The 25,073-nt window shown below is 49.1% G+C and carries 19 protein-coding genes; 12 read left to right on the top strand and 7 right to left on the bottom strand.

Annotation, left to right across the window (positions count from 1 at the left end; translation table 11 throughout):
• Positions 1–23 precede the first annotated feature (23 nt).
• Entirely contained in the window at positions 24–902 is an 879-nt protein-coding gene (locus FEN17_RS06305; protein WP_138364426.1) for an AraC family transcriptional regulator, read from the bottom strand.
• Between the two features lie 138 nt (positions 903–1,040).
• Here FEN17_RS06305 and FEN17_RS06300 point away from each other — a divergent pair, with 138 nt between their 5' ends.
• The 8 genes from FEN17_RS06300 (at position 1,041) to FEN17_RS06260 (ending at position 13,890) form a co-directional block, all read left to right on the top strand.
• Positions 1,041–2,414: a glycoside hydrolase family 140 protein gene (locus FEN17_RS06300; protein ID WP_138364425.1), complete on the top strand. Its 1,374-nt coding sequence runs from the start codon at positions 1,041–1,043 to the stop codon at positions 2,412–2,414.
• 1 nt (position 2,415) lies between these two features.
• Entirely contained in the window at positions 2,416–3,921 is a 1,506-nt protein-coding gene (locus tag FEN17_RS06295) for a D-apionate lactonase family protein (protein WP_138364424.1), read from the top strand.
• Positions 3,902–4,717 (top strand): sugar phosphate isomerase/epimerase family protein, encoded by an 816-nt coding sequence (locus FEN17_RS06290; RefSeq protein ID WP_138364423.1) that lies wholly within the window; start codon positions 3,902–3,904, stop codon positions 4,715–4,717. Before FEN17_RS06295 ends, FEN17_RS06290 begins: the two co-directional genes overlap by 20 nt.
• Positions 4,718–4,749: 32 nt before the next feature.
• Positions 4,750–5,583, top strand: coding sequence for a phosphogluconate dehydrogenase C-terminal domain-containing protein (locus tag FEN17_RS06285; RefSeq protein ID WP_138364422.1), 834 nt, complete (start codon positions 4,750–4,752; stop codon positions 5,581–5,583).
• Positions 5,584–7,053, top strand: a complete 1,470-nt coding sequence (locus FEN17_RS06280; protein ID WP_138364421.1) for a sugar ABC transporter ATP-binding protein — start codon at positions 5,584–5,586, stop codon at positions 7,051–7,053.
• Between the two features lie 10 nt (positions 7,054–7,063).
• Positions 7,064–9,025, top strand: coding sequence for a substrate-binding domain-containing protein (locus FEN17_RS27635; RefSeq protein WP_229208707.1), 1,962 nt, complete (start codon positions 7,064–7,066; stop codon positions 9,023–9,025).
• A gap of 120 nt (positions 9,026–9,145) precedes the next feature.
• Positions 9,146–12,409: a DUF1553 domain-containing protein gene (locus FEN17_RS06265; RefSeq protein WP_138364420.1), complete on the top strand. Its 3,264-nt coding sequence runs from the start codon at positions 9,146–9,148 to the stop codon at positions 12,407–12,409.
• A 2-nt stretch (positions 12,410–12,411) separates the two neighbouring features.
• The gene (locus FEN17_RS06260; RefSeq protein ID WP_138364419.1) at positions 12,412–13,890 is read left to right on the top strand and encodes a DUF1501 domain-containing protein; all 1,479 of its coding nucleotides are present in this window, start codon (positions 12,412–12,414) and stop codon (positions 13,888–13,890) included.
• A gap of 74 nt (positions 13,891–13,964) precedes the next feature.
• Here FEN17_RS06260 and FEN17_RS06255 read toward each other — a convergent pair whose 3' ends face one another.
• Positions 13,965–14,444 (bottom strand): DUF4468 domain-containing protein, encoded by a 480-nt coding sequence (locus FEN17_RS06255; RefSeq protein ID WP_138364418.1) that lies wholly within the window; start codon positions 14,442–14,444, stop codon positions 13,965–13,967.
• Positions 14,445–14,553: 109 nt separating this feature from the next.
• Entirely contained in the window at positions 14,554–15,525 is a 972-nt protein-coding gene (locus FEN17_RS06250; RefSeq protein ID WP_138364417.1) for a GlxA family transcriptional regulator, read from the bottom strand.
• Between the two features lie 188 nt (positions 15,526–15,713).
• Here FEN17_RS06250 and FEN17_RS06245 point away from each other — a divergent pair, with 188 nt between their 5' ends.
• The 4 genes from FEN17_RS06245 (at position 15,714) to FEN17_RS06230 (ending at position 19,015) form a co-directional block, all read left to right on the top strand.
• The gene (locus tag FEN17_RS06245) at positions 15,714–16,202 is read left to right on the top strand and encodes a VOC family protein (RefSeq protein ID WP_138364416.1); all 489 of its coding nucleotides are present in this window, start codon (positions 15,714–15,716) and stop codon (positions 16,200–16,202) included.
• A gap of 47 nt (positions 16,203–16,249) precedes the next feature.
• Positions 16,250–16,651, top strand: a complete 402-nt coding sequence (locus tag FEN17_RS06240; protein WP_138364415.1) for a VOC family protein — start codon at positions 16,250–16,252, stop codon at positions 16,649–16,651.
• Between the two features lie 77 nt (positions 16,652–16,728).
• The gene (locus FEN17_RS06235; protein ID WP_138364414.1) at positions 16,729–17,814 is read left to right on the top strand and encodes an alkaline phosphatase family protein; all 1,086 of its coding nucleotides are present in this window, start codon (positions 16,729–16,731) and stop codon (positions 17,812–17,814) included.
• Positions 17,815–17,887: 73 nt separating this feature from the next.
• Positions 17,888–19,015: a metallophosphoesterase family protein gene (locus FEN17_RS06230; protein ID WP_138364413.1), complete on the top strand. Its 1,128-nt coding sequence runs from the start codon at positions 17,888–17,890 to the stop codon at positions 19,013–19,015.
• Positions 19,016–19,033: 18 nt separating this feature from the next.
• On the opposite strand, the gene FEN17_RS06225 is transcribed toward FEN17_RS06230, so the two are convergent.
• From FEN17_RS06225 to FEN17_RS06210, 4 genes are all read right to left on the bottom strand, one after another.
• A complete protein-coding gene (locus tag FEN17_RS06225; protein ID WP_138364412.1) occupies positions 19,034–21,865 on the bottom strand; it encodes a PQQ-dependent sugar dehydrogenase in 2,832 nt (943 codons plus the stop codon).
• Positions 21,866–21,925: 60 nt separating this feature from the next.
• Positions 21,926–22,708, bottom strand: a complete 783-nt coding sequence (locus tag FEN17_RS06220; protein ID WP_138364411.1) for a LytR/AlgR family response regulator transcription factor — start codon at positions 22,706–22,708, stop codon at positions 21,926–21,928.
• Between the two features lie 11 nt (positions 22,709–22,719).
• Positions 22,720–23,826 (bottom strand): sensor histidine kinase, encoded by a 1,107-nt coding sequence (locus FEN17_RS06215; RefSeq protein ID WP_138364410.1) that lies wholly within the window; start codon positions 23,824–23,826, stop codon positions 22,720–22,722.
• A gap of 132 nt (positions 23,827–23,958) precedes the next feature.
• Positions 23,959–25,002 (bottom strand): sensor histidine kinase, encoded by a 1,044-nt coding sequence (locus FEN17_RS06210; protein ID WP_229208706.1) that lies wholly within the window; start codon positions 25,000–25,002, stop codon positions 23,959–23,961.
• Positions 25,003–25,073: the final 71 nt, after the last annotated feature.

Raw genomic sequence — 25,073 nt, 5'->3', positions numbered from 1 at the left:
CTTTTTACCCAACATATAATCCGCTATTTCCCGACCGTACGGCGGTAATATTCACTGGGACTCGACTGCATAATTTTCCTGAACTGTTTATTGAAATTGGACAGATTGTTAAACCCGCTTTCATAGGCGACCTGGCCAATGTCAAAACGTCCCTCGCTGAGCAGGCGGCAGGCGTACCCGATGCGAACTTCGGTGAGGTACTGGAAATAACTTTTGCGGGTGCGGGTTTTGAAATACCGGCAAAATGCGGAAACCGAAAGGCTGGTCAAAGCAGCGATTTCGGGCAGCTCGATGGGTTTTCTGAAATTGGTGATCGTGTATTCGTACACCAGGTTAATCTTCTGCGCATTCTTTAAATGTGCGTCGCTCACATAACCGGTACCGTTTAGGAACTCATAATGTTCGGCCCGGGCAAGAATGTCTAGTACCATTAAAAGGCTGATCATCCGCTGTGTCTTATCGGCGCGGAGCATCGTGAATAGCTTTTCAATGACCATCTGCGCCACATTTCCGGTAAACTTGATTCCCCGTGAAGCCCTGCTTTTCAATTCCCTGACATGCTGAAATTCCAGCGTATCGAAAAAATCTTTTCCCAGAAAATCTTCATTGAACTGGATAATGATCGACTCGGGCGTTTCTTCCGGATTTTGCTCGTAAAACTTGCGGTCGCGCTGGCGGGTATGTGGCAAATTACTGCCCAGGAGCAGTATTTCGCCTTCTTCTATGCTTCTGATATCATTACCGACAAAGTTGGTACCCTTGCCTTTGATGCAGCAGATCAGTTCCAGCTCGGGGTGGTAATGCCACGGATTATCCCACGGAATCGGGTCACCTTTTAATATAAAGGAGGCGTCCACCGGCGGAATGATTTTCAGCAGGTGCGGTTTGCGCGGTTTCGCCATGTGCTATTTTCCCTTTTATCGAGTCAAAAAATATAGTTTTTGCGAATATAGCATCAATAGTGGGCAAGTTAGGTGAGAGACGCGCACATTTCGCATGCTTACATTTGTGATTATAAAAATAAATAATTTGAAAAAACCATGAGGTTCACCAGGATCTGCTCAGCCATTCTCTTGTTACTGGCCAGTGTCGGCGCTTTTGCCCAAACATTTACAGTGAGTAGCAACAAGCGGTTTATCCAGAAAGAGGGAAAACCGTTTTTCTGGCTGGGCGATACCGCTTGGGAATTGTTCCATCGCCTCGACCGCGAAGATGCCGACTATTACCTGAAAAAAAGGGCCGCGCAAGGCTTCACAGTCATCCAGGCCGTAGCCCTGGCGGAGTTCGACGGGCTGGAAGTACCGAACCTTTATGGTGATAAGCCGCTGACAGACAACGATCCCACCAAGCCGAATGAAGCTTATTTCAAACACGTAGACTATATTATAGATAAAGCTGCCGAGTACGGTCTCAACATTGCATTCCTGCCAACCTGGGGTGATAAGGTTTTTAAATCGACCTGGGGAAAAGGGCCGGAGGTTTTCAACGAGGCCAATGCCGCGACTTATGGAAAATGGCTGGGTACCCGCTATAAAAACAAGAAAAATATCATTTGGGTAATGGGCGGCGACCGCAACCCGAGGGCCGGGACGCGTGACATTGAAATCTGGCGGGCGATGGCGACGGGCATTGAGGCCGGCGTCGGCGGGGCGGATAAAGCATTGATCACATATCACCCGCAGCCCAACAAGGAAGGTTCGGCCGAGTGGTTTTACAATGAAAGCTGGTTCGATTTCAACATGTTCCAGACCGGACATTGCCGCGATTCTCCCATTTACGACAATATCAAAGGTTCTTACGACCGCCAGCTGATCAAGCCGGTCATCGATGGCGAGCCAATTTATGAAGACCACCCGGTTTGTTTCAATGCAAAAGAAAATGGTACGTCCAGCGCTTACGACGTCCGTAAATCGGCTTACCTCGATTTGCTCGCCGGTGCTTTCGGCCACACTTACGGCTGCCATGATATCTGGCAAATGTACTCTCCGAACCGCGAGGCTGTGAATGCTCCGCATATTTTCTGGCAACAGGCACTGGACTTACCCGGTGCTTTGGAAATGAAGTATGTTCGCCGGCTCATCGAATCCCGCCCTATGCTCGATCGTGTGCCGGATCAGTCGGTAATCGATGCTGCAAATGCTGATTTGCCAGCGGCACAAAGGGTGCAGGCGAGCAGGGGTAAAGATTACATTTTCGTGTATTCCACCGCGGGAAAGGCATTTTCAGTCAATCCCGGTAAAATTTCAGGCAGCCAGCTGACCGCATTCTGGTACGATCCGCGGAGTGGCAAAATCAAGGATGCCGGCCAATTTGACAATAAAACAGCTGCCCAATTTACCCCGCCTACCTCCGGCTACGGCCACGACTGGGTGCTGGTGATCGACGACGCGTCTAAAAATTATCCGAAACTCTGATATGCAGGAATTACGAGCGGGCAACATTGAAGTAGGTTATCAGAACGGTTTTTTGCGGTATTTCAAAGCGGCCGACACCGAGGTGCTGCGGATGATTTACTTCGCTGTGCGTAATGCACACTGGGAAAACTGGGAGCCGGTGATCACCGACGAGGTGGTGATGAAGAATGTGAATACATTTAAAGTGACTTGCACCGCTTCGTATTACGAGCAAGGCGAGCTGTTTTTTCAATTTCAAATCCGCATTCAGGGCTTAGAATACAATGAGATACAGTTCGAAATAGTAGGTCAGACTTTGAAGGATTTTCAGACTAACCGCGCGGGTTTCTGTATCCTGCACCCGATCGAGCACATTGCAGGCTTTCCGGTAACCGTGCTACATTCTGATAATGAAGAGAAAACTTATCACTTCCCAAATCAAATCGCACCGCACCAGCCTTTTATTGACATCAATTCCATGCAGTGGAAAGTGGGCGAAAGTGAATTCAGGCTGGAAATGCAGGGCGATATTTTCGAGATCGAAGACCAGCGCAACTGGGGCGACGCGTCATACAAAACTTATTGCACGCCGCTCAGCATTCCTTTTCCGAAGACGATAAAAGCAGGCGATAAAATTTTTCAGAAAGTAACATTCAAGGCAAGTCTGGTTGAAACCCAGCCAGTGATCACGGAAGAAAATGCTAGTAGCCGGAGCAACCGTGTAAAAGTCGGGATCTGTGCGGGAAAAATTCCCGCTGCTTGCGCAACCAGTCTTGCCGCAGTCCGCTGGGACCATTACCGCGTGGAAGTGGATTTTGCCAGCCCGGCGTGGGAGCAGGATTTTCTGATCGCTGCGAACCAGGCCAGAATGCTGGGAACATCGCTGGAAATTTCCGTGCAACTCGGCGCAGAATTTAAAAATGAATTACAGGAACTGGCAGAGCTGGTAAATGTGAATGCAATGCTCGTCAGCTCGTTGATCTTGCTGAGCAAAGATGCGCTCGTGACAAGCCAACCCGTAATCGACTATATTCCTAAGCTCCGATATTATTTCAACGAGGTCGAAATCGGGATCGGTACCGCCTACAATTTTACAGAAATCAACCGGAACCGGTTCGATGCCGGCGAGGCGGACTTTATAGCATTATCCTTTGACCCTCAGGAACATGCTTCAGACGATCTGACTATTCTGGAAAATGCGGCAACATTAAAATATATGGCCGAAAGCATCCGGGAGCTTTTCGGCAAACCCGTACATTTCTCTCCGATCATGCTCAAAAGGCGCTTCAATCCTTACGCTACCGACAAAAACGAAGTGGTGTTGCCGCTGCAAAAACAGCTGGATGCCAGGCAGAAAACGGAATTTCTGGCTGAGTGGGTCAAGATGATTTTTAAAGAGCTTGAAAAAACGGAGGTAAGATCAGTAACCATGTTCCAGGGTGTTGGTGCGCTGGGTTTGATGGATGAAGAGGGAAATGCGTATCCGGTTTTTGAAGTGATCCACGATTATGCTACCCGGAATCAGTAGCTACACCTACGGCTGGAATGTCGGGATTGAAGGCGCAATGCCGGAAAATCCAATGAACGAGCTTGATCTGGTAGCGCAGACTCTGGCTTTCGGGATGAAATGTTTGCAGCTCGGCGATAACCTGCCGGTGCACACTTTTGATCCATCGCGGCAGCAGGTTTTAAAGGATTTGATCAATAAAAATGAAATCCGGCTGGAACTGGGCGCTCGAAAACTGACGCCGGAACATTTACAAGAATACATGGATCTCTGCCATTTTTTCGGCTCCCCGCTTTTGCGCTTCGTGATCGATGGCGAAGACTATGAGCCTGATTTAAAAGAAGTTGCCCATATCATTATACACGCATTACCAACATTAAGCCGCCACAACATTACGCTCGGCATTGAAAACCATGACCGTTTCAAAGCCAAAGAATTGGCGGAATTGATGGACAACATTGGCAGTAACAATGTGGGGATTTGTCTGGATTGTGTCAACTCCGTCGGGGCAGGAGAGGGGCTGACTTATGTAGCAGATATTCTCGCGCCTTATACCGTGAATTTGCATGTCAAGGATTTCATCACCAGAAGGTTACCGCATAAAATGGGGTTCATTACAGAAGGTGCAATCGCTGGAAAAGGCATGACAGACTTACCCTGGCTTTTGGAAAAAATCGGAAAATACGGACGTTGCCAGAGCGCAATTTTGGAGCAGTGGGTACCGCCAGCAGCGACTATCGAAGATACCTGCCGCAAGGAAAAAGAATGGGCGGAAATCGGGGCAGCTTACCTGAAAAGCCTTGTCCCCACCATTTAAAAATTCAGTAAAAATCTCAAAAATTATATAGCATGACAAAGATCGCATTAGTGGGTGCAGGGGGTAAAATGGGCTGCCGGTTGACCGATAATTTTCTGAAACTGCCTGAATACCAGGTTTCATACCTGGAAGTAAGTGAATTGGGTTTGGCAAATCTGGCCAAAAGAGGTGTGACAGTCAGTGCGCCAGGCGAGGGCGTGGCCGATGCGGATGTTGTGATCCTGGCATTACCCGACATTATCCTGGGAAAACTATCTGCCGACATCATACCTTTAATGAAATCCGGCGCCACGGTACTTACTTTGGACCCCGCCGCCCCACTCGATGGTGTCGTTTTTCACCGTGACGACCTGGGTTATGTGATCGCCCATCCGTGCCACCCGTCGGTATTCAACTGGGAGCCGACCGAAGAGGCTTTCCGCGATTTTTACGGCGGTATCTCGGCCAAGCAATCCATCGTGGTCGCATTAATGCACGGCGAAGAGGCGCATTTTGAACTGGGGCAAAAGGTAGCAACCGATATGTACCAGCCCATCGATAAGGTGTATCGAATCACCCTCGAACAAATGGCGACGCTCGAACCCGCAATGGTGGAAACATTGGCGCAAACCTGCATGGAAGTCGTGAAAGAAGGTTATGATCGGATTGTCGAAAAAGGCGTCCCGGCGGATGCTGCGCGGGATTTTGTGCTGGGACATTTGCGCATCCAGATCGCGGTTTTGTTTAAAGAAGTAAACGGTACTTTCTCGGACGCGGCTTATAAAATTTCAAAACGCGCCAAGCCGCTGATTTTCAAGGAAGGTTGGGAGCAAATTTTTGAGTTGGAAGACATTAAAGAACAGGTGAAGGCGATAACGAATCATTAAATGCGTCTCGAAGTAAAAGGCATCTCCAAATCTTTCGGCCCAGTGAAAGCGGTTCAAAACATCAGCTTTGACCTGGCAGTGGGGGAGGTGCATGCGATTTGCGGCGAAAATGGCGCCGGGAAGAGTACTTTGATGAACATTTTGTCGGGTAACCTGGCGCCGGATGCGGGGGAGATTTTGCTCGACGGGAATGTGATTAAACCTAAAAATCAGCTGCATGCCAATGACTTAGGCATCGCAATTGTGTACCAACATTTGAGTTTGTTCGATAACCAGAATGTGGCAGAGAACATTTTTGTAAACCGGTTTCCCAAAACAAAATCAGGACTGATCGACTACAAAGCGGCGTATTCCGGGACTGCCCAACTTTTGCAGCAGCTCTGCATCGACCCCATTTTAAGTCCTGATACACAGGTTTCCGAACTTTCCGCAGGACAAAAACAAATGGTGGAAATCGCCAAAGCTTTGGCTAAAAATCCGTCGGTACTTATTCTCGACGAACCGACGGCCTCCATTTCCGGCAGCGACACGCAGACGCTTTTTAACATTATCCGCGACCTGAAAAATAAGGGTACCTCGATCATTTACATTTCTCACCGCATGGAGGAAATTTTTGAAATTTCCGATCGCGTGACGGTTTTGAAGGATGGACAAATGGTGGGCGTCGCGCAGACAAGTACATTGACGCGTGAGATTTTGATCAACAAAATGGTCGGTCGCGACATTCAGAAATTGGAAAGACGGCAGACATTATCCGGCGACACTGTGCTGGAAGTGAAAGGTTTGTCTAATAAAAAATTGCATGAAGTTTCTTTTAAAATTTGTAAAGGTGAAATCGTCGCGCTGGCTGGGTTGATTGGTGCCGGGCGTACCGAAATTGCCAAAAGTATTTTTGGCGCGATGCCGCTTGATGCAGGGGAAATATATTTAAATGGTCAAAAAATAAACATTCAAAGCCCGGCTGATGCGGTACATTTTAAGATCGCCTATGTGCCGGAGGAACGCAAGTCGCTGGGACTTTTTGCCGCGATGTCGCTTAGCGAGAACATTGATTCTATCAACTATACATCGGACAATGCATTTTGGTCGGACTCAAAAATGGCCTTGGGACGGGCGGAGGATTTTCGTCAGCGACTGCGGATTGTCAGTCATTCCGCGACACAACCCGTAGCCGATCTGAGCGGTGGTAACCAGCAAAAAGTGGTGCTGGCAAAGTGGCTTTCCACGGACCCCGATTTGCTGATGATCGACGAGCCGACGCACGGCATTGACATCGGGGCGAAATTTGAAATTTATGAGCTGCTGCAAAATCTGGCGCAAAAGGGTAAAGCTATTTTATTAATATCCAGCGAATTACAGGAAGTGCTGGCGATTTCAGATCGTATTTTGGTAGTGAAAAATGGCGCGATCGTCCAAGAATTAAAAACCGGAGAGACCAGCGAAGGGGAAATTTTGCAGTGGGCTATGTGATCAAAACATTATGAAAAAACTTTTTGCCGACCGGATCTACACCCTCGGATTGACCATCATCGTCATTGCCATCGTCGCCGGAATTACCTTCCCCGGCCAATTTCCCACATTCCAGAATTTCAGCCAGATCTTCCTCAATTTATCCATCGATACCATCGTGGCCGTCGGCATGATGCTGCTGCTCATTTCCGGCGCGTTCGATTTGTCGGTCGGGTCGGTCGTCGCTTTTTCGGGCTGTCTGGCGGCATACCTTATGTTTTTTATGCAAGTGCCGGTGCCGGTCGCGCTGCTGATCAGTCTGGCGGCGTCGCTCGCTGTGGGTTCGGTAAATGGTTATCTGATTGCTTACCAGGGTATTAATCCGATGATCCAGAGCTTGGCGATGATGGGGATTGTGCGTGGGCTGGCGTTGCTGGTGAGCGGAGCAGGGATTCAGGGCTTGCCCTACTGGTTCAATGCCATTTCACAATCCAAGCTGCTGGGTATTCAGATGCCAATCTGGTATATGCTGCTGATCGTCGCGATCGTGGCTTTTTTGATGACCAACACCACTTTTTTGAAAAGATACTACTTCATCGGCGGCAATGAAAAGGCGGCGGAATTGTCGGGTATTGATGTGAAAAAAATGAAGTTATTTTCCTTCATGCTGGTGTCGCTGCTGGCTGGGTTTGCAGGTATCTTGCTGGCATCCAGGCTCGGAGCAGCATTGCCAACTTCCGGTCGCGGCTTGGAGCTTCGGGTGATCACGGCGGTAATTTTAGGCGGCGCGAGCTTGCAGGGCGGTACCGGGAAAATCCAGGGCGCGTTGCTGGGCGCATTGCTGATGGGCCTGATCGCCAACATTATGGTCATCGTGCGGGTGTCGGGCTATTGGCAGGAAATTATTTTAGGGATCATTTTGATTCTCGCGGTCTGGATTGACAGGCTTTTGCAGCGGGGCAGTTTTAAAGGAGGGATGTTTGGGAAAATGTTCTTTTGGTCGTTTGTGGTCATTGGGTCATTTGTTGTCATTGGTTGTGAGTTGCCGCCTAGAAACGAGCGTGCTACTGCCAAAGAAATTGCTTTTGACTTAAACAAAAACATTGAAAATGAAGAATATGTGATGGTGACGACGGCGGTTTCCATGCCGATGTATGTGAATCACGACCAGGCGGCATTTATCCGGTGGGGGAAAGAAAATAAGGTGAAAGTGTCAATTCTCGGCCCGGCAGATTGGGATGTGCCGGCGCAGATCAATACCATTGAAGAAGTGATCGGTACCCGGCCGACGGGTTTGCTGATCAATGGTACCGATCCTGCGATTGCGAAAGCGATTAATAAAGCAGTCGATGCTGGCATCCCCACGGTCGTCTATGATTCAGACATTCCCGGCTCAAAACGTCATGCCTTTTTGGGTACAGACTGGTATGAGATCGGGCAGATGCAGGGCAAGGAAATGGTGAAGCTGATCAATGGAAAAGGTAAAATTGCCTATATGGGTATTTTGGGCCTGGCTAACATGGAAGATGGTTTTCGAGGCTTGCTGGACGTTGTGAAAAAGTACCCGAACATTGAAGTGGTAGGAAAATTCGACGACAAAGCGAATGTGGAAGAAGCCGCGAAAATTACGGCGGACCTCATTTCCGCACATCCTGACTTAGCCGGACTTTGTGGTTTTGACTCGAATTCCGGGCCGGGAATGGCACTGTCGGTAAAGGAAGCCGGGAAGGCAGGCAAAATCAAAATCACGACGGTCGATTGGGAGCCGGAACATTTAAACCTGGTTAACGAAGGCGTGATCCAGTTGCTGGCAGGTCAGAAGCGTGAATTATTCACCTGGTACGGCGCACAGTTTTTACATGATATGGTTCACAAAACCAATAAATTATCCTCCAATGATGCCGAGGCTGGCATCACCAGTTTGCCCACCACAGTCAATACAGGGCTGATCCGCATCACGAAAGAGAATGTGGGGCAGTTCCTCAAAAAGTAGCCCGGGAACGATCCCGGTAAAATGCCGGTTATCAGTTGATTGCAGATTCTTGTAAAGGAATAATCCTTTGCAGACTGGTTATAATCCGCTATTTTTAATAGTAAATTCCTAGACCCGTTAATGCTGAAACCCTGGTTGAAATACTGCCTCTGGCTGCCGCTCGCCCCTTTTATTTTAGCTTCCTGCGAGAAAAAAGTTGACCTGCCCGAAGACGTGGAGAGAGAAATGTCAACATTGGTAGCGCCCGTCGATTACACGTACGACGTCAAACCGATCCTGTCCGACCGCTGCTTTGCATGCCACGGTCCGGATGCCAATCATCAGAAGGCCAATCTGCGGCTGGATGTACAAAAAGTAGCTTACAAAAAAGAAGCCGAAAGTGGCTTGAAAGCCATCAAACCCGGAAGTCCCGGCAACAGTGAGCTGGTGTACCGGATTTTGGCGGAAGATCCGGAGATTGTGATGCCGACGCCCGAATCGCATTTATCATTAACCGCCCGCGAAAAGGCAATCCTGATCCGCTGGATCGAGGAAGGAGCGGAGTACAAGCCACATTGGGCATTTAATAAGGTGTCCAAGCCGGAACTTCCCAAAGTCAAAAATGAGAAGTGGGTAAAGAATGACATTGATAAATTTATCCTGCAAAAACTGGAAGATAAAGGCATCAAGCCGTCCAAAGAAGCAGACAAAACCACATTGCTTCGCCGCGTTTACCTGGACTTGACCGGTTTGCCGCCTACGCCGGAGGAAGTACAGAGCTATCTCTCCGATGCTTCGCCCAATGCGTATGAAAAAGTGGTGGACAAATTGCTGGCGTCCCCGCATTACGGCGAGCACATGGCGGTGCCCTGGCTGGATGCTTCGAGGTATGCGGATACCCATGGTTATCAGGACGACGGCCTGCGCACGGCCTGGCCTTTCCGCGATTGGGTGATCAAATCTTTTAACCAAAACCAGCCTTACGATCAGTTTGTGACCTGGCAGCTTGCAGGTGATTTACTCCCGAATCCTACCCGCGACCAGCTTGTTGCGACGGGTTTCAATCGCATGCACCAGCAAAGTCAGGAAGGTGGTATCATTCCCGAAGAGTATCGCACGGCTTATGTTTCCGACCGGGTGGACACGTTTGGCAAAACATTCCTGGGTATTACCGTGGAATGTGCCCGCTGCCACGACCACAAATACGACCCGATCAGCCACAAGGATTATTACTCGCTCTACGCGTTTTTTAATAATAACAATGAAAACGGGCAGATACCTTACAATGGTGAGGCCAGCCCGTCAATCACCTTGCCGACGCCCGAGGCGGACGCCAAACTGAAATTTATTCACCAGAATCTGGATAAGGAAAAGGCCGAAATGAGCGCGAGGGCGAAGGTTGCCGAGCAAAATTTCCAGACGTGGCTGGCGGATGCGCGCTCCAATCCGGAGAAAGCGCTGGCACCCACCAAACAGGAAATGGTCGGCTACTTTAATTTTGACGAGCCTTCCGGGAAAGATTTTAAAAACCTGGCAGATTCCAAATACAATGCAAAAGCGGAGGGCGACGACAGTCTGTCCAATGTGGCCTCACGTCGCGGCCGGTTGGGAAAAGCGCGGTTTATTTATGGTGAGAACTCGGTAGCCTTCCCGGATACCTTTGCGTTTTTTGAGCGCAACCAGGCATTCAGCGTGAGTATCTGGCTCAATTTGCACGATCCGAAAGTAAGCGGCTCGCTTTTTCATAAATCCAATGGTGTGTTTAATGGGTACCGCGGCTGGAATGTGTTCCGTGAAAAAGACGGGCGTATTAAGCTGATCATGAGTCACGTATGGCCGGAAAATGCGATCGAGCTGCGGACGGTGGAGCGGTTTCCGATGGATAAGTGGACGCAGATCGGGTTTTCTTATGACGGGCTGAGCAAAGCCGCCGGGTTGAGGTTGTATATCAATGGTAAACCGGCCAAAGTGCAGGTTTACAATGATCAGCTGACGGAAAGCATTCTGCACGGTAAAAATAAATCTAACTGGTATGTCGATCGACTCAACATTGGGCGGTTATCCGATCAGCGGACCAAAAATTTCGAAGTAGACGAATTCAGGATCTACGAAAAAGCCTTGACCCCGCTGGAAATGCAGGGTTTATATAGTTTCAAAAATGAGCTTTTGAATGTTTTGAAAACACCAGCGGCACAAGTCAAGCCCGAGCAAATGCTGGCTTTAAAGGAATATTATCTTACCAATTTTGACGCCGATTTTACCAAAACCATTGCCGAAAGCCGCAAGCTGATCGGGGAGGAGACGGAGATATTAGACAAACAAATTGACGTAATGGTAATGCGGGAAAGAAAATATCCGCGCAAAACATTCATCCTCAATCGCGGCGCTTACGATGCGCCGGGCAAGCCGGTGACCACGGATACGCCGGATAGTTTTTTCAAAATACCAAAAGATTTCCCGAAAAACCGGCTTGGACTGGCCAAATGGCTGACACACGAAGACCACCCGCTTTTTACCCGCGTCACAGTCAACCGTTTCTGGATGATGTATTTTGGAAAAGGGCTGGTTGTTTCCAGTGATGATTTTGGTAACCAGGGCGAGCTGCCGACGCATCCTGCCCTGATGGATTATCTGGCCGCAACATTCAGGGAATCAGGCTGGAATGTGAAAAAGATGCAGAAACTGATCGTCACTTCGGCGACGTACCGGCAGTCGTCCAACCTTGATCCTAAATTGAAAGATGTGGATCCGGACAACCGGCTTTATGCCCGCGGCCCGAGTTACCGGATGAGCGCGGAGCAAATCCGTGATAATGCGCTGGCTTCGAGTGGTTTGTTAACACAAACCATCGGCGGACAAAGCACGCGTCCCTACCAGCCAGCCGGACTTTGGGAAGCGCTGGCGACGCGTAACGAAGTGACTTACAAGCAGCAGCACGGGGATACTTTGTACCGCCGCAGCCTTTACACCATCTGGAAAAGAAGCTCGCCGCCGCCGATGATGCTCAATTTTGATGCTGCGGAAAGACATTTTTGCGTGACGAAAAGACAGAAGACCAGCACGCCTTTGCAGGCTTTGGTGGTGATGAATGACCCGCAGTTTGTGGAAGCATCGCGGGTGCTGGCGCAGCGCATGTTGCAGCATGGCAAAACCCTTGACGATCAGATCACTTACGCCTTTACCGCCTTGACTAGCCGCCAGCCAGACGCGAAGGAGCGGGCGGTTTTGAAGGAATTGTATGACGAAGAATATGCGGATTTCAGTCGTAACCCAAAACGGGTGAAATCGATTTTGGCGGCTGGCGAATATCCGGTCGATAAGTCGCTGAACCCGGTGCAGCTGGCAGCGGGGACGATTGTGGCGAGTACGGTGATGAATTTTGATGAATTTTTGATCAAGCGATAACCATGAGCTTTTATAAAGAACTTGAAAATCACGTCCACGAGCAGTTAAGCCGGCGGAATTTTCTTTCCAAAACCAGTCTTGGATTGGGGGCCGCGGCGATGGCTTCGCTGCTGAACACCGACAGTTCGATGGCGAAAAAAGTCATCCAGCCAGGCACGGAAGCGGCCGGGTTACCGCTCGGTCACCCGCATTTTGCGCCCAAAGCCAAGCGTATCATCTATCTATTTCAAAGCGGCGCACCGTCGCAGCTTGAACTCTTTGATTACAAGCCAAAACTGGAAGAAATGTGGGGCAAAGACCTGCCGGAATCTGTCCGGAAAGGTCAGCGGCTGACGGGAATGACGGCGGGACAAAGCAGTTTCCCCCTGGCGGCTTCAAAATACAAATTCGCGCATCATGGTGATAATGATATGATGATCAGCGAGTTGCTGCCCTACACTTCGAGCATTGTCAATGATGTGACGTTCATCCGGTCGATGTATACCGAGGCGATCAACCACGATCCGGCCGTGACATTTTTCCAGACCGGCAGCCAGCAAGGCGGGCGGCCTTCGTGGGGTTCGTGGATCAGTTATGGACTCGGTTCGGACAACCAGAATATGCCCTCTTTTGTGGTTTTGCTATCCAAAGGCCGGGGAGGTGATCAGCCGCTTTACGCCAAGTTGTGGAGCAACGGTTTTTTGCCTTCCATCCACCAGGGCGTAGTTTTTCGCTCGGGGCCCGACCCGGTTTTTTACTTAAATAATCCAGAGGGCATCGACCGCACCAGCCGGAGACGAATGTTAAATTCCCTCGCGAAATTACAGCAGGGACAATTTGAAAAAATCCTCGATCCGGAAATTAACTACCGGATGGCGCAATACGAAATGGCCTACCGCATGCAAACCGCCGTGCCGGAGACGATGGATATTTCGAAAGAGCCGGATTACATTTTCGATCTGTACGGGGAAGAATCCCGTAAGCCGGGCAGTTTTGCCGCTAACTGTCTGCTTGCCAGGAAGCTGATCGAAAAAGATGTGAAGTTTGTGCAGCTTTACCACCAGGGCTGGGACCAGCACGGTAACTTGCCAAATGACATTAAAACGATGGCGAAAAGCGTAGACCAGGCTTCGGCGGCATTGATTACCGATTTGAAGCAGAGAGGATTACTTGATGAAACATTGGTAGTGTGGGGTGGAGAATTTGGCCGCGGCGCTTACTCGCAGGGAAAACTGACGCGCGATAATTACGGCCGCGATCACCACCCGAGAAGCTTCACGATTTGGATGGCAGGCGCCGGTGTTAAGAAAGGTTTTGTGTACGGGCAAACCGATGAATTTGGCTATAATGTAATCAAAGATCCGGTGCATGTGCATGATTTTCAGGCGACTGTCATGCATTTGATGGGCATCGATCACGAGCAGCTGATCTTCAAACACCAGGGAAGAAGGTACCGGCTGACCGACGTGCACGGCAAAGTAGTGAAGCCAATTTTGGCTTGATTTGTTATAAAATAAGAAGCCTGCAAAATGAATCTGAACTTCATCTTGCAGGCTTTTTAATGTTTGACCGAATTTTAAAAAGGCTTGTAATCCTTCACATTCTGCTGTAAATCAGCCAGGACCTTTTGCATTTTTGTGTCCAGATCGGCTTTTACTTTTTGTACATCACTTTGAGACGAAAGTTCGAGTCTTTCAGCAGGAACAAACTTTCCGTGATCCAAATACTCGACGTGGCTGATGGTTGCGCGGTATTTGCGGTTTACACATTCCACCGAAAGCACATACAGAAATTGATAATAACCGCCCGGCGAACCTTCCGACCGTGGGAGTGTAATGTTTACTGGCCCCTGGCTTGCAAAATCGCCGGTTTCTTTGTCTGCCAGCAAAATTTTATTGTCGGGACCGATTTGTGTGATCGCGAGGCGGACCCTTCTGAACAATTCAAGCTGCGAAACACTGCCGCAGTCTACGGTTTCTGAGTAAGTTTTTTCTTCAATGGCAAATGCGGAGGCGGACATTAAGAAAGCGAGGATGATGAATGATAGTTTAAACATTTTTTGTGCTGGGATATGTTTGCTTGAATTTTCAAAATTGACCAGAGGACGCAGATTTGTTGTCGGCAAATTATCCAGCGGCAGAAAAAATTACTATCAGGGGATCCGCCTATGCTTCCTTCGCATATTTGTTCCGGTATTCGATGGGCGTGAGGCCGGTTACCTTTTTGAAAACGTCCCGGAAAGCCTTGGTATCCGTGTAGCCGACATCGAACATGACCTCCGTTACATTCTTCCGCGACGCCTCGAAGCTCCGTTTCGCGGCCTCGATCCGCACCCGGCGGACATACTCATTAATAGTATTGTTGGTAGCAGTTTTAAACCGTCTTTCAAAACTTCTGCGGCTTACATTCGCGATGTCGGCCAGGTCCAGAATGCTCAGTTTTTCAGCGTAGTTATTTTCAATGTAATCTTGAATGCTGCGGATTTCGTTGTCGGCGTGGCCTTTTTGTCCCCGGAAAATGGTGAATGCGCGCTGGTTATCCCGGTCAATGTCGATCGCGAAAAACTTGGCGGCGAGGATGGCCATGTCGCGGTCGGTGTATTTTTCCAGAAGGTAAATGAGCAGGTTCCAGATCGAATTGGCGCCGCCGCTGGAATAAATTTTCCCCTCGTCGGTAATGATGGTGCCGTCCACGACTTCAATGTTGGGGTACATCGTGCGGAATTCGTCGTAATAAGCCCAGTGGGTCGAACATTTTTTTCCGTCCAGCAAGCCAGTCGCGCCCAGCAAAAATGCACCGAGGCAAAGCGAAGCGATTTCTGAACCCCGGTTGTGCATCCGGTGCATCCAGGGTATTGCGGCTCGGTTCAGCTCCACGGATTCGGCCAGGGTGCCGCACAATGCCGGGATCACGATTAAATCGGTATCTTCCACCTCACTTACCAGCTTGTCGATGTGCACGGTATACTCGCCTTCCTGCGCTTTAATGTGCTTGTTCAACCCCACAAACTCCACTTCGAACATGGGGCCCTGACCCGCCGCCGCCGCGAAATCATTGGCCGCCCGAAACAGGCGATAGGCAGGTGTAATCGCCTCCATAAAAGCTTTTTGCGGAACGTAAACAGAAATGTGCTTCATGTTTGAAAGGATTTGGAAACTCAAATATAAAAGATTTAGATTGGCATTTTTACCCCCTGCGAAAGGCGTTTTTGCACCCGCTTCTTTTGACAGAAATCTCTCAATTTTGTATGGTCAACAAATATGGAAACCGGCACACGCCTGATTATTTATCTAAAAACAAACTCCAACCTTTAACAACCGGAAAAATGAGCATTTCAAGTAAACAAGGTATTATCCCATTTCTGTGGTTCGACGGCAGGTGCGAGGAAGCGATGAATTTCTATACATCTGTCTTTCCCGATTCTCAGATCAATATGCTTAACAGGTGGGCCGAGGGCGGACCTTTTCCCGCCGGTCAGGTGATGCAGGGCTCGGTTACGCTGAATGGTCTCACCATGCACATGTTTGATGCGGGACCGATGTTTAAGTTTACCGAAGCGACTTCCTTTTTTGTTTCCTGCAAAGACCAGGCGGAAGTGGATCACTACTGGAATTCACTCACAGCCGACGGCGGGCAGGAAAGTATGTGCGGCTGGCTGAAAGATAAGTTCGGCCTTTCGTGGCAGATTGTACCAACCATTCTCGGCGAAAAATCGGCAGCCGGCAATCCGCAGCGTACCGGTAAAATGTTCCAGGCGATGATGCAAATGAAAAAGATGGATGTGGCGGCGCTGGAAGCTGCTTATAATAGTTAATTAAAGTTGTCACACTTCGACTCCGCTCAGTGTGACACAGACATATTATGTCGATCTATCCTTTTTTGACTTTCAACGGAAATTGCAAGGAGGCGATGCGTTTTTACCAGTCGTGCTTTGGCGGGGAGCTTCATTTCAGGTATCTGGGTGAGGCTCCTTACGGGCGCGATCTGCCGCAGGAGATGAAGGAACTTGTTTTACACGCCAGCCTGGTTTCCGAGCATGTCCGGCTTTTTGCCTCCGATATGCCAGGTGATGACGGTTTGTCCAAAGGGAATAGTATCTCTTTGCTGATCAACATGGCGCAAAATGACCAGTTGAAAAGTGTTTTTTCCAAACTTTCTAAAAAAGGGGAGGTTACTGCGCCGCTTTCCAAAAATGCTTCACGCGGTCAGTGGGCTACATTAAAAGACCGGTATGCCGTGCAGTGGATTTTTACGGCTGGTTAAATATTTGTTAACATTCGCTTAAATGGTTTAACTTTTGGGTGCCGTACTTTCGTCGCAGAACATTACTCGCCGATCCTATGAAACTCAGAATCACGCTACTACTTCTCCTCGCTGTTACATTCGGCAGCTCCGCCCAAAATACTAAAACCAAAAATCTAGTGCTGATCTCGCTCGACGGTTATCGCTGGCAGGAAATCTTCCAGGGCGCTGATTCGCTTTTGATTTATCCCAAAAAATTCAGGAAGCAGGATTCTACTAAACTTTTTGAAAAATACTGGGCAAAAACGGCGGACGAGCGGCGGTCGAAACTAATGCCGTTTTTCTGGAATACCATTGCTTCCAAAGGACAGCTTTATGGCAGCCGGAAAAAAGGTAACCTGGTGAATGTGAGGAATAAATACTGGTTTTCTTATCCTGGCCGCAGTGAAACATTGTGCGGTTTTTATGACCCGAAAGTCAACAGCAACGAGTATCCCGACAATCCGAATGAGAATGTTTTAGAGTTTATCAATAAACAAAAAGGCTACGAAGGAAAAGTCGTGACATTTTCCTCCTGGGATGCGGTGTCAAGGATCGTCAACCGCAACCGGAATGGCATGCTGGTGAACATTCCCGGTGAAATTGTAAAAGGGAATAACCTCACAGAGGCGCAGAAAACCGCGAACGAACTGCAATTTTACCTGCCAGAATATTTTGGAAAAGAGATCCGGTTTGACATGACGACTTATGCGATGACGAAAGCTTATGTCGCCGCCAACCACCCGAAAGTACTTTACATTGATTTCGGCGATACCGACGAGTTGGGCCACGCCGGACAGTACGATTCTTACCTCGATGCGGCACATTATCTGGATGCGATGATTGGCAAATTATGGGAAATGATGCAGCAGGACCCGTTTTATAAGGATAACACAACATTTATGATCTACCCGGACCACGGCCGCGGCGATGGCGATAAGTGGACGAGCCACGGAAGTTCGGCACCGAATTCCAATGATACCTGGCTGGCGGTGATCGGGCCGGATACGCCTGCCGGTGGTGAGATGAAAACGGCCGGCCAGCTTTACCAGGACCAGTTTGCGCAGACGATGGCGCAGCTCCTGGGTTTCAAATTTACTGCTAACCATCCCGTCGGCGAGCCGGTGAAGTCGGTTTTTAAATAACATTTCTGGAAACCTATACGTATCTTTCACGGTTGACTAATCAGCACCCTGATTAGAATAACACCATACTTCAATGTCCTTTTTCGGTCCCAAATACACCACTCCTGTTTTCAAGAAAAACCAGCCCGACGATAGTTACAAGGCCCAGCCAGTGCCCCCTGCGACGGGTTCTTATCCTTATCACTTAGCATTAGAAAAAATTCTGTCAGTTCCTGATCAGAATAAACTGGCATTTCACATGCTGGGTGATACCGGCGGCATCCGGAGTCCGGAGTTTCAAAAGCTGGTGGTCTCGGAAATGGTCAGGCAATATGAAAAAGCGGAGGGTACCGGCGCGGAGCCGCAGTTTATGTATCATTTGGGCGATGTGGTGTACAATTATGGCGAGGCGAGCCAGTACAAGCGGCAGTTTTTTGAGCCGTACGAAAAATATCCAGGACCAATCTTTGCCATCCCCGGCAACCACGATAGCGATGTCAATCCCGACAGCCGGGTACGATATCAGAGTTTGGATGCCTTTAGAGCGGTTTTTTGTGATACGCATCCGCAGACCGTAACATTCAGCGGCAATGCTGCGCGCAAGAGTATGATCCAGCCCAATGTGTTCTGGACGCTCGAAACGCCGGTTGCGAACATCATCGGCTTGTATTGTAATGTGACCAAATTCGGGACCATTACGCCTGAGCAGCGGCAGTGGTTTTTGGAAGAGTTGAGAAATGCGGGCAGCCAGCGCCCGGGCAAGGCGATTTTACTTTGCATGCACCATGCACCGTATTCTGCGGACGTCAACCACGGGTCAAGTATTCCGATGATCAAATTTCTGGAAGGGGTTTTCGAGCAAACCGGCGTGCGGCCGGATGTGGTTTTCAGCGGCCACGTCCACAATTACCAACGCTTTTCAAAAACTTATCCGGGTGGCAAAATCCTGCCTTTTGTGGTAGCAGGTGGCGGGGGATATGATGAGCTGCATCCCGTAGCTTCCACGTACGACAGCCGGTTTACAGCCAATAATGCCTTATTCAATCACGTGCAGCTCGAAAATTTTTGTGATAAAAAGCACGGATTCTTGAAAGTATTTCTTGAAAAAATAGGCGGGGGCGTCAACATTCATGTCGAATTTTACACCTTGCCCCACGAAACCCGTATTACGCCGGGTATGAAAGCAGAACTGGCTGACCATTTTACGGTTGAAGTAAGATAGCCAGCCAGGGTCGCAGCACTATTGAACAAACTTGATTTTAGAGAATGACATTAGCGGCTGTATCGGTGTCGCGGAGTCATTTTTGAAAACGAAATACAGGTCATGTTTGCCTTTCGTCGGCTGGATTTCTATTGCCACAGGCGGATTCTGTGGGCGTCTGAATGTTTTGGGTGCCTCACCCGGTTTCAGATTTTTGTTCTGACTTTCCAGTTCAGCCATCACCTTGGCCATATCCACTTCCGGCGCCATTTCCACTTTATGCTGCCCTAATAATGTCCCCGTCGGAGAATCCAGGTGGACTTCGATGGTCCCGCCAGCCGCTCCTTCCCGTTTTTGAGATACCGCATTTAACTCCAATTTTTTGATGCCGGTCAAATCTATTTCGTTGAAAGCCAGTAAACTATTGGCGAAAGGCACCACGGCAAAACCCAAACCGGCCGTGCCCAATGCTTTCATTTCGGCGCCTTTTACAACATTCGCCTCCGCGGCATTCAGCTCAGGGCTGCGCAACACGATCATTTCCTCGGACGTCTGCGATGGCACTGCCTTGGCACCACTCACGGCGCGATCGGTAAATGCAGCGCGAATGAGTACAGTGCCTTTTCCGTTGTCTTTCTCAGGAATTTTTGGCGTGTATTCGCCTTTTACCGGCAATGTGCTCAATGTTTTTTCGGTGCTGGCGAGTATGTATTTTACGATCACATCCGCATCGGCCACGGGTAAGGCCGGGTGGCCGGGCATCGCTACTTCTCCCCACACGCCGGAGCCGCCCTGCAATACCTTTTTCACCAATATTTCATTGGCATTCTGACCTTTGTATTTGTTTGAAATGTCGGCAAATGATGGTCCGACGGATTTTGCATTTGGCTGGTGGCAGACTTTGCAATCACTTTTGTTGATCAAAACCTGCGCGACAGCAAACTGCGTCGACGCATCCACACTGCGCTGACTTTGAATCACTTCGGCGTAATCGAAACCTTCGGAAGCATAATCGATGCTGATCGCAACCTGGTCTGGTTTGATCTTTCCGTCGGCGAGGCTGCCGTCTTCCTTATCCGTGACATCGATCGCATATTTGATCGGCTTGCCGGTAAAAAAGAAACTCTGGTTACCATCAATGTTCACGGCCACTTTCGGCGGCTCGTTGCCTGCAATGATTTTCAGTGACTGGCTGTTCGACGCACCTTTTGCGTCGGTAACGGTAAGGCTGGCGGTGTAAATGCCTGGCTTATCAAATGTTATGGATGGATTCGCCACATTGAATGTCTTGGGCGCGCCGCCTGCGCTGGTCACTTTCCAGCTGTATTTCAATGCGTCACCGTCATAATCCTTTGTGCCATCGGCCGAGAGTTTCGCCTGAAAAGGTACAGTTCCGCCTTTTTTATCAATGCTCGCCTGAACAATCGGCTTGCGGTTCCCACCATTGTATTCGATCCGCACTAATCGAGAGTTCTCGCTCTTTCTGAACCAGTTACTGCCGTATTCCAGCACATATAAGTCGCCCGACGGGCCGAATTTAATGTCGATCGGCTGTACCGGGTGATAATTTGGCATCACACGCTCCATGGATTTATAGTCGCCATTTTCCTGCATACTGATGGCCATAATCCAGCCGCGGGAGAAATCAGCGGCGATCCATTTGTTTTCATAATAAGCCGGCCACGGACGCGCAGGCGACTTGAAATCAGATCGATGATAAACCGGGCCGCCGGTAGCACTGCGGGAGCCGGAGCCTACCGCCGGGAATTTTTCGGAAACGCCGTAAGGATAATAAATGAAGTTCGGCGAAGTAGGAAAAAGCTCCTGCAAGCCTGTGTTGTTTGGTGAAGTATTCACCGGCTTGTTCGGGTCTTTCTTCGCCAGTGGCTTGTTGGTCGCATAGTCAAATACCGGAAATGCCTGGTTATCACCCACAAACCACGGCCAACCGAAAAATCCGGGCTTGCGTGCCTGGTTCAGTTCATCATAACCACGCGGCCCGATTTCTGAATCTTCCGTCGCATCCGGCCCGACTTCACCCCAATACAAATAACCGGTTTTGCTATCCACCGAAATCCGCCATGGGTTTCTATGGCCCATGGAATAAATTTCCGGACGCGTTTTGGGCGTGCCTTTCGGATATAAATTTCCTTCGGGAATGGTGTATGTTCCGTCAGCTTCGGGATGGATTTTGAGGATTTTACCGCGGAGATCATTCGTATTTCCGGCGTGGCCCTGGTCGTCCCAGCTGGCACGTCCCGGACGCTCGTCTGTTTGAGCGGCTTTCTGGTTTCCGGTGTTGTTACCGACTGTAAGATAAAGGTTTCCGGATTTGTCCCAAGTCATTCCGCCGCCGGTGTGGCAGCAAACTTCACGTTGCGTTTCCACTTCCAAAACTGTTTTCTTGCTACTTTCAACAAGTTGGTCATCCTTCACTTCCCAGCGTGCCAGAATGTGCTTTTTCTCGGTAGGATGGGCGTAATACAAATATATCCAGTGATTTTTGGCATAATTCGGGTCCATCGTCAGGCCCATCAAACCTTCTTCGGCTTCCCTGGAAACTCCCTCGGCGCTGGTGTATTTGGTGTTGACCGGGATCGTCGCGATCAGGTCGGTGGTTTTGGTGGACGGATTGTATTTTTTCAAAGCACCTTTCCGCTCTGCGATGAAAACGGACCCGTCGGTGAGGACTTCAAAAACCATCGGCTCGTCGAGGTTATCCGACACGACGATAGGGGTAAAGCGACTTTCATCGGGTTTTCCAGGATCGTCCTGGATGGTGAATGCAGCCAGGAAAAGAAAGCTGGCAATTTGCGTGGGAATTTTTAAAAACCGGAAAATGCCGGATTGAGCGGGGTACAGGTTTGCCATGGGTAGTAAATTGAGTGCCCTGGTAATTTAGTCATATTTTAAGAAAAAATTGGTACCGTCTTATTTTCCCATCCACTGTTTAAAGTCCCCGACTTTCTCCCGGCTTACGAGTGCTTCCTTATTATGTACCGGCCGCAATGTCAGGGATAAACGGTTTCCAAAATACGGGTCAATCTTGTCCACAGCCCTGTGTGTCACCATCATACCACGATTAATCCGAAAGAACCTCGAAGGATCCAGCACCTCGGCGAGCTCGTCCAGCGTGTAGTCCACCAGCAGTTTTTGATTGGTTTCCGTCATGAAAAAACTGTAACGGTCGTCGGTAAAGAAATACGCGATTTCACCTACTTCTACTGAGAGCATTTTCTGGCCCTGTTTCACCAGAAAGCGCTGCCGATACTCCACCGGCGCGGCTTGTTTGAAACCTTCGAGCAATTTCCGGATCCCTTCCAGCGAATCCGTCGCGGGTTGGGCGCGCATGTTTTCGTATTTCTGCAAGCTGCGCTGCAAATCCTCACGGTGAACCGGTTTGAGCAAATAATCAATGCTGTTGAGCCGGAAAGCTTGGAGCGCATATTCATCATAAGAAGTGGTAAAAATGATGGTGCTGCTCACCTGTACCCGGTTGAATATCTCAAAGCTCTGACCGTCAGACAATTCAATGTCCAGGAAAATCAGATCGGGATCGGCATTTTTGGATTTCTTGTTTTTTTCGAGCCAGTCTACTGTCTCCTCAATGCTGTCGGTCACGCCCACAATGTTCAGCGCAGGCGCAGTTTCATTGATCAGCTTTTTTAATCGGCGGACAGACAAATCTTCATCTTCAACTATCAGGGCATTCATAGAGTCAGCATTCAAAAAATGAGTGGAAGTATCACGGTAAAAAATTCGTGGTCACTGTCAACAACCGGCTGCGCAAGCCCCGGCTGGTATTCGGTGAGCAGCTGGTATTTGGTAATGATGTTCGAGAGGCCGACTTTGGTCGATTCCAGGTTTTCAGCCCCGGCAGTCGTGGTTTTTCTTTGCAGATTGTTCCGCACCATGAGCTGGCCTTCCTGGGTACTTAGTATAAAAATCGTCAGCGGGCGACTGTTTCGTATCACATTGTGTTTCACCGCGTTTTCTACCAAAAGCTGCAATGTCAGCGGCGGGATTCTTCTTGTCAAGTAAATCGGCTCAACGTGAATGTAGAGTTTCATGCCTTCGCCGTAGCGCGTTTTGAGCAAATGTCCGTAGGATTCGATGAACGACAATTCCTTTTGCAAAGTCGTCAGTTGACTGAAATCATTTTCCTCGATCGTCGAATGATTGGTTTGCAATAAATACCGGTACACCCGCGCCATTTCATCCACAAACTGCTCCGCCTTGCCCGGATCTTCGGCGATCAATGTGGAAAGTGAATTTAAAGTGTTGAACAAAAAATGCGGACTTACCTGCGCTTTCAAACTTTCCAGCTGCCCGTTTACATGCTCTTTCATGAGTTTTTCCTTGATTACTTCATGCTGCCGCCACCGGCCGATCGCGTGAAAAGATTCCTGGATTCCCATCACGAGGACAATCGCGCCAAGGTTCACTACATATATGGTAATGATTTGATGCAGGGTTAATGTTGACCCGAAAAACCGGAAATGAATGTAAAGCCACGCACACAAAGAGAGAAAAATGGCTGACAGAATTGCATGTGCGCAGGCCGAAACGAAAATTCTTTTAACCGTCTCATCCAGACCGGCATACCGCCGCGCAATGTTGTCATTGACCTGCGACTGGATGATAAATGTAATTGTGAGAATGCAGCCGTTGAGGAGGATACTGCCGATAAATATTTTCCAGTGATTGAAAAAGCCGTCGCCGATCATCAGGTAGCTAAAAAATGTCAGGAAAGCCGGCATGGTCAGCGCGTACGACCAGCGGCTTTTGGGGCTTAATGCTCCTGCAATATTTCCAGCCACAACATTTCTCATTTTTCAAAAAGGCAAACTGCCTGCTGCGCAATTTCTGATTTTAGTTAAATCAAATGTATTGCAAACCTTTCGAATGTAGCATTACTTGTTGCATCAACTGTAAAATTCGAAACATGAACTGTAAACCCTCGTCTATACACGGACGGGTTCGGGGAGTAAAGGCAGGCTTACCTTAAAATTTTCGTCGGTCTGCTCCACGCGCACTTCTCGGTTGCCGAGCTCCCGGTATTTCGCTTTCACACTGGCTAGTCCCGCGCGGGTGGTACCGATGGCCCTGATCTTGGGATGCACATTATTGGAAATGCTGATCCGCTGACTGAAAGCGGTTTCAATGTTGATGGTCAAAGGTTTAGCTCCTGACATAGCATTGTGCTTGATGGCATTATCGACCAAGACCTGTAAAGAAAGCGGCGGTACATGCAGCTCCGCAGGCACGGATTCGGGGAGGGAAATTTGCAGGCTTTCACCATAGCGGACGTCGAGAAGCCGCTTGTATGTTTGCATAAAATGTACTTCGGAACGTAACGGTATCAGCTCGATTTTACCGGCTTGCAGGATATAGCGGTACACTTTTGCCAAATCTTCCACGAATTGTTCAGCCACTTCCTGATCTTCCCCGATCAGTGACGATAATGTGTTGAGGCTGTTAAATAAAAAGTGTGGGTTAACCTGCCCCTTCAATGCATCAAACTGACTTTGCAGGGATAAACGCTGCAACTTTTCGGTCTCCGCCTCATTTTTTCGCCACTGTTCCAAAGAATAAAAAAGGCCGAGCATGGCGCAGAGAAAAAGGTCAAAAAACTCGCCGAGGATAATGATAGGCCAGATATTTTGCCAGGTAAATGCCACTTCCAGTCCCGGCGTAATGCTGTAAATCCAGACATCAAAAACCGCCAGCGCCACAGTAACCGCACCGACAGTGAGCAACATCACCACCAGTCGTTTCGTAGTCTGGTCGATCCTGGGATAGCGGTTAATAATACCCCGGATCAGAATGGTGAGCAGGATCACCGAAAACCAGTAGAGCAGAAAGACGATCGGCGTGGCGATGAGGAAAGTTTCGGGGTTTGTAAAATACTCAGTGCCGATAAAATAATAGTTGCCCACCGCGAAAAGTACCGGCATCATGGCCAGGTGGTACCACCATTCGTATTTGGAAAAAAAGGCAGGTTTCATCGGTAAAAAAGCGGGGCAGGTTTTAGCGCGGTTTACTCAAAATTAGCCAACCGGAATCAATAAAGGAATGC

The sequence above is a fragment of the Dyadobacter luticola genome (genome assembly GCF_005860805.1).
Classification (GTDB): Bacteria; Bacteroidota; Bacteroidia; order Cytophagales; family Spirosomataceae; genus Dyadobacter; species Dyadobacter luticola.
Note: the sequence above shows the minus strand (reverse complement) of the source record. Positions and strands in the feature narration are given on the sequence as shown.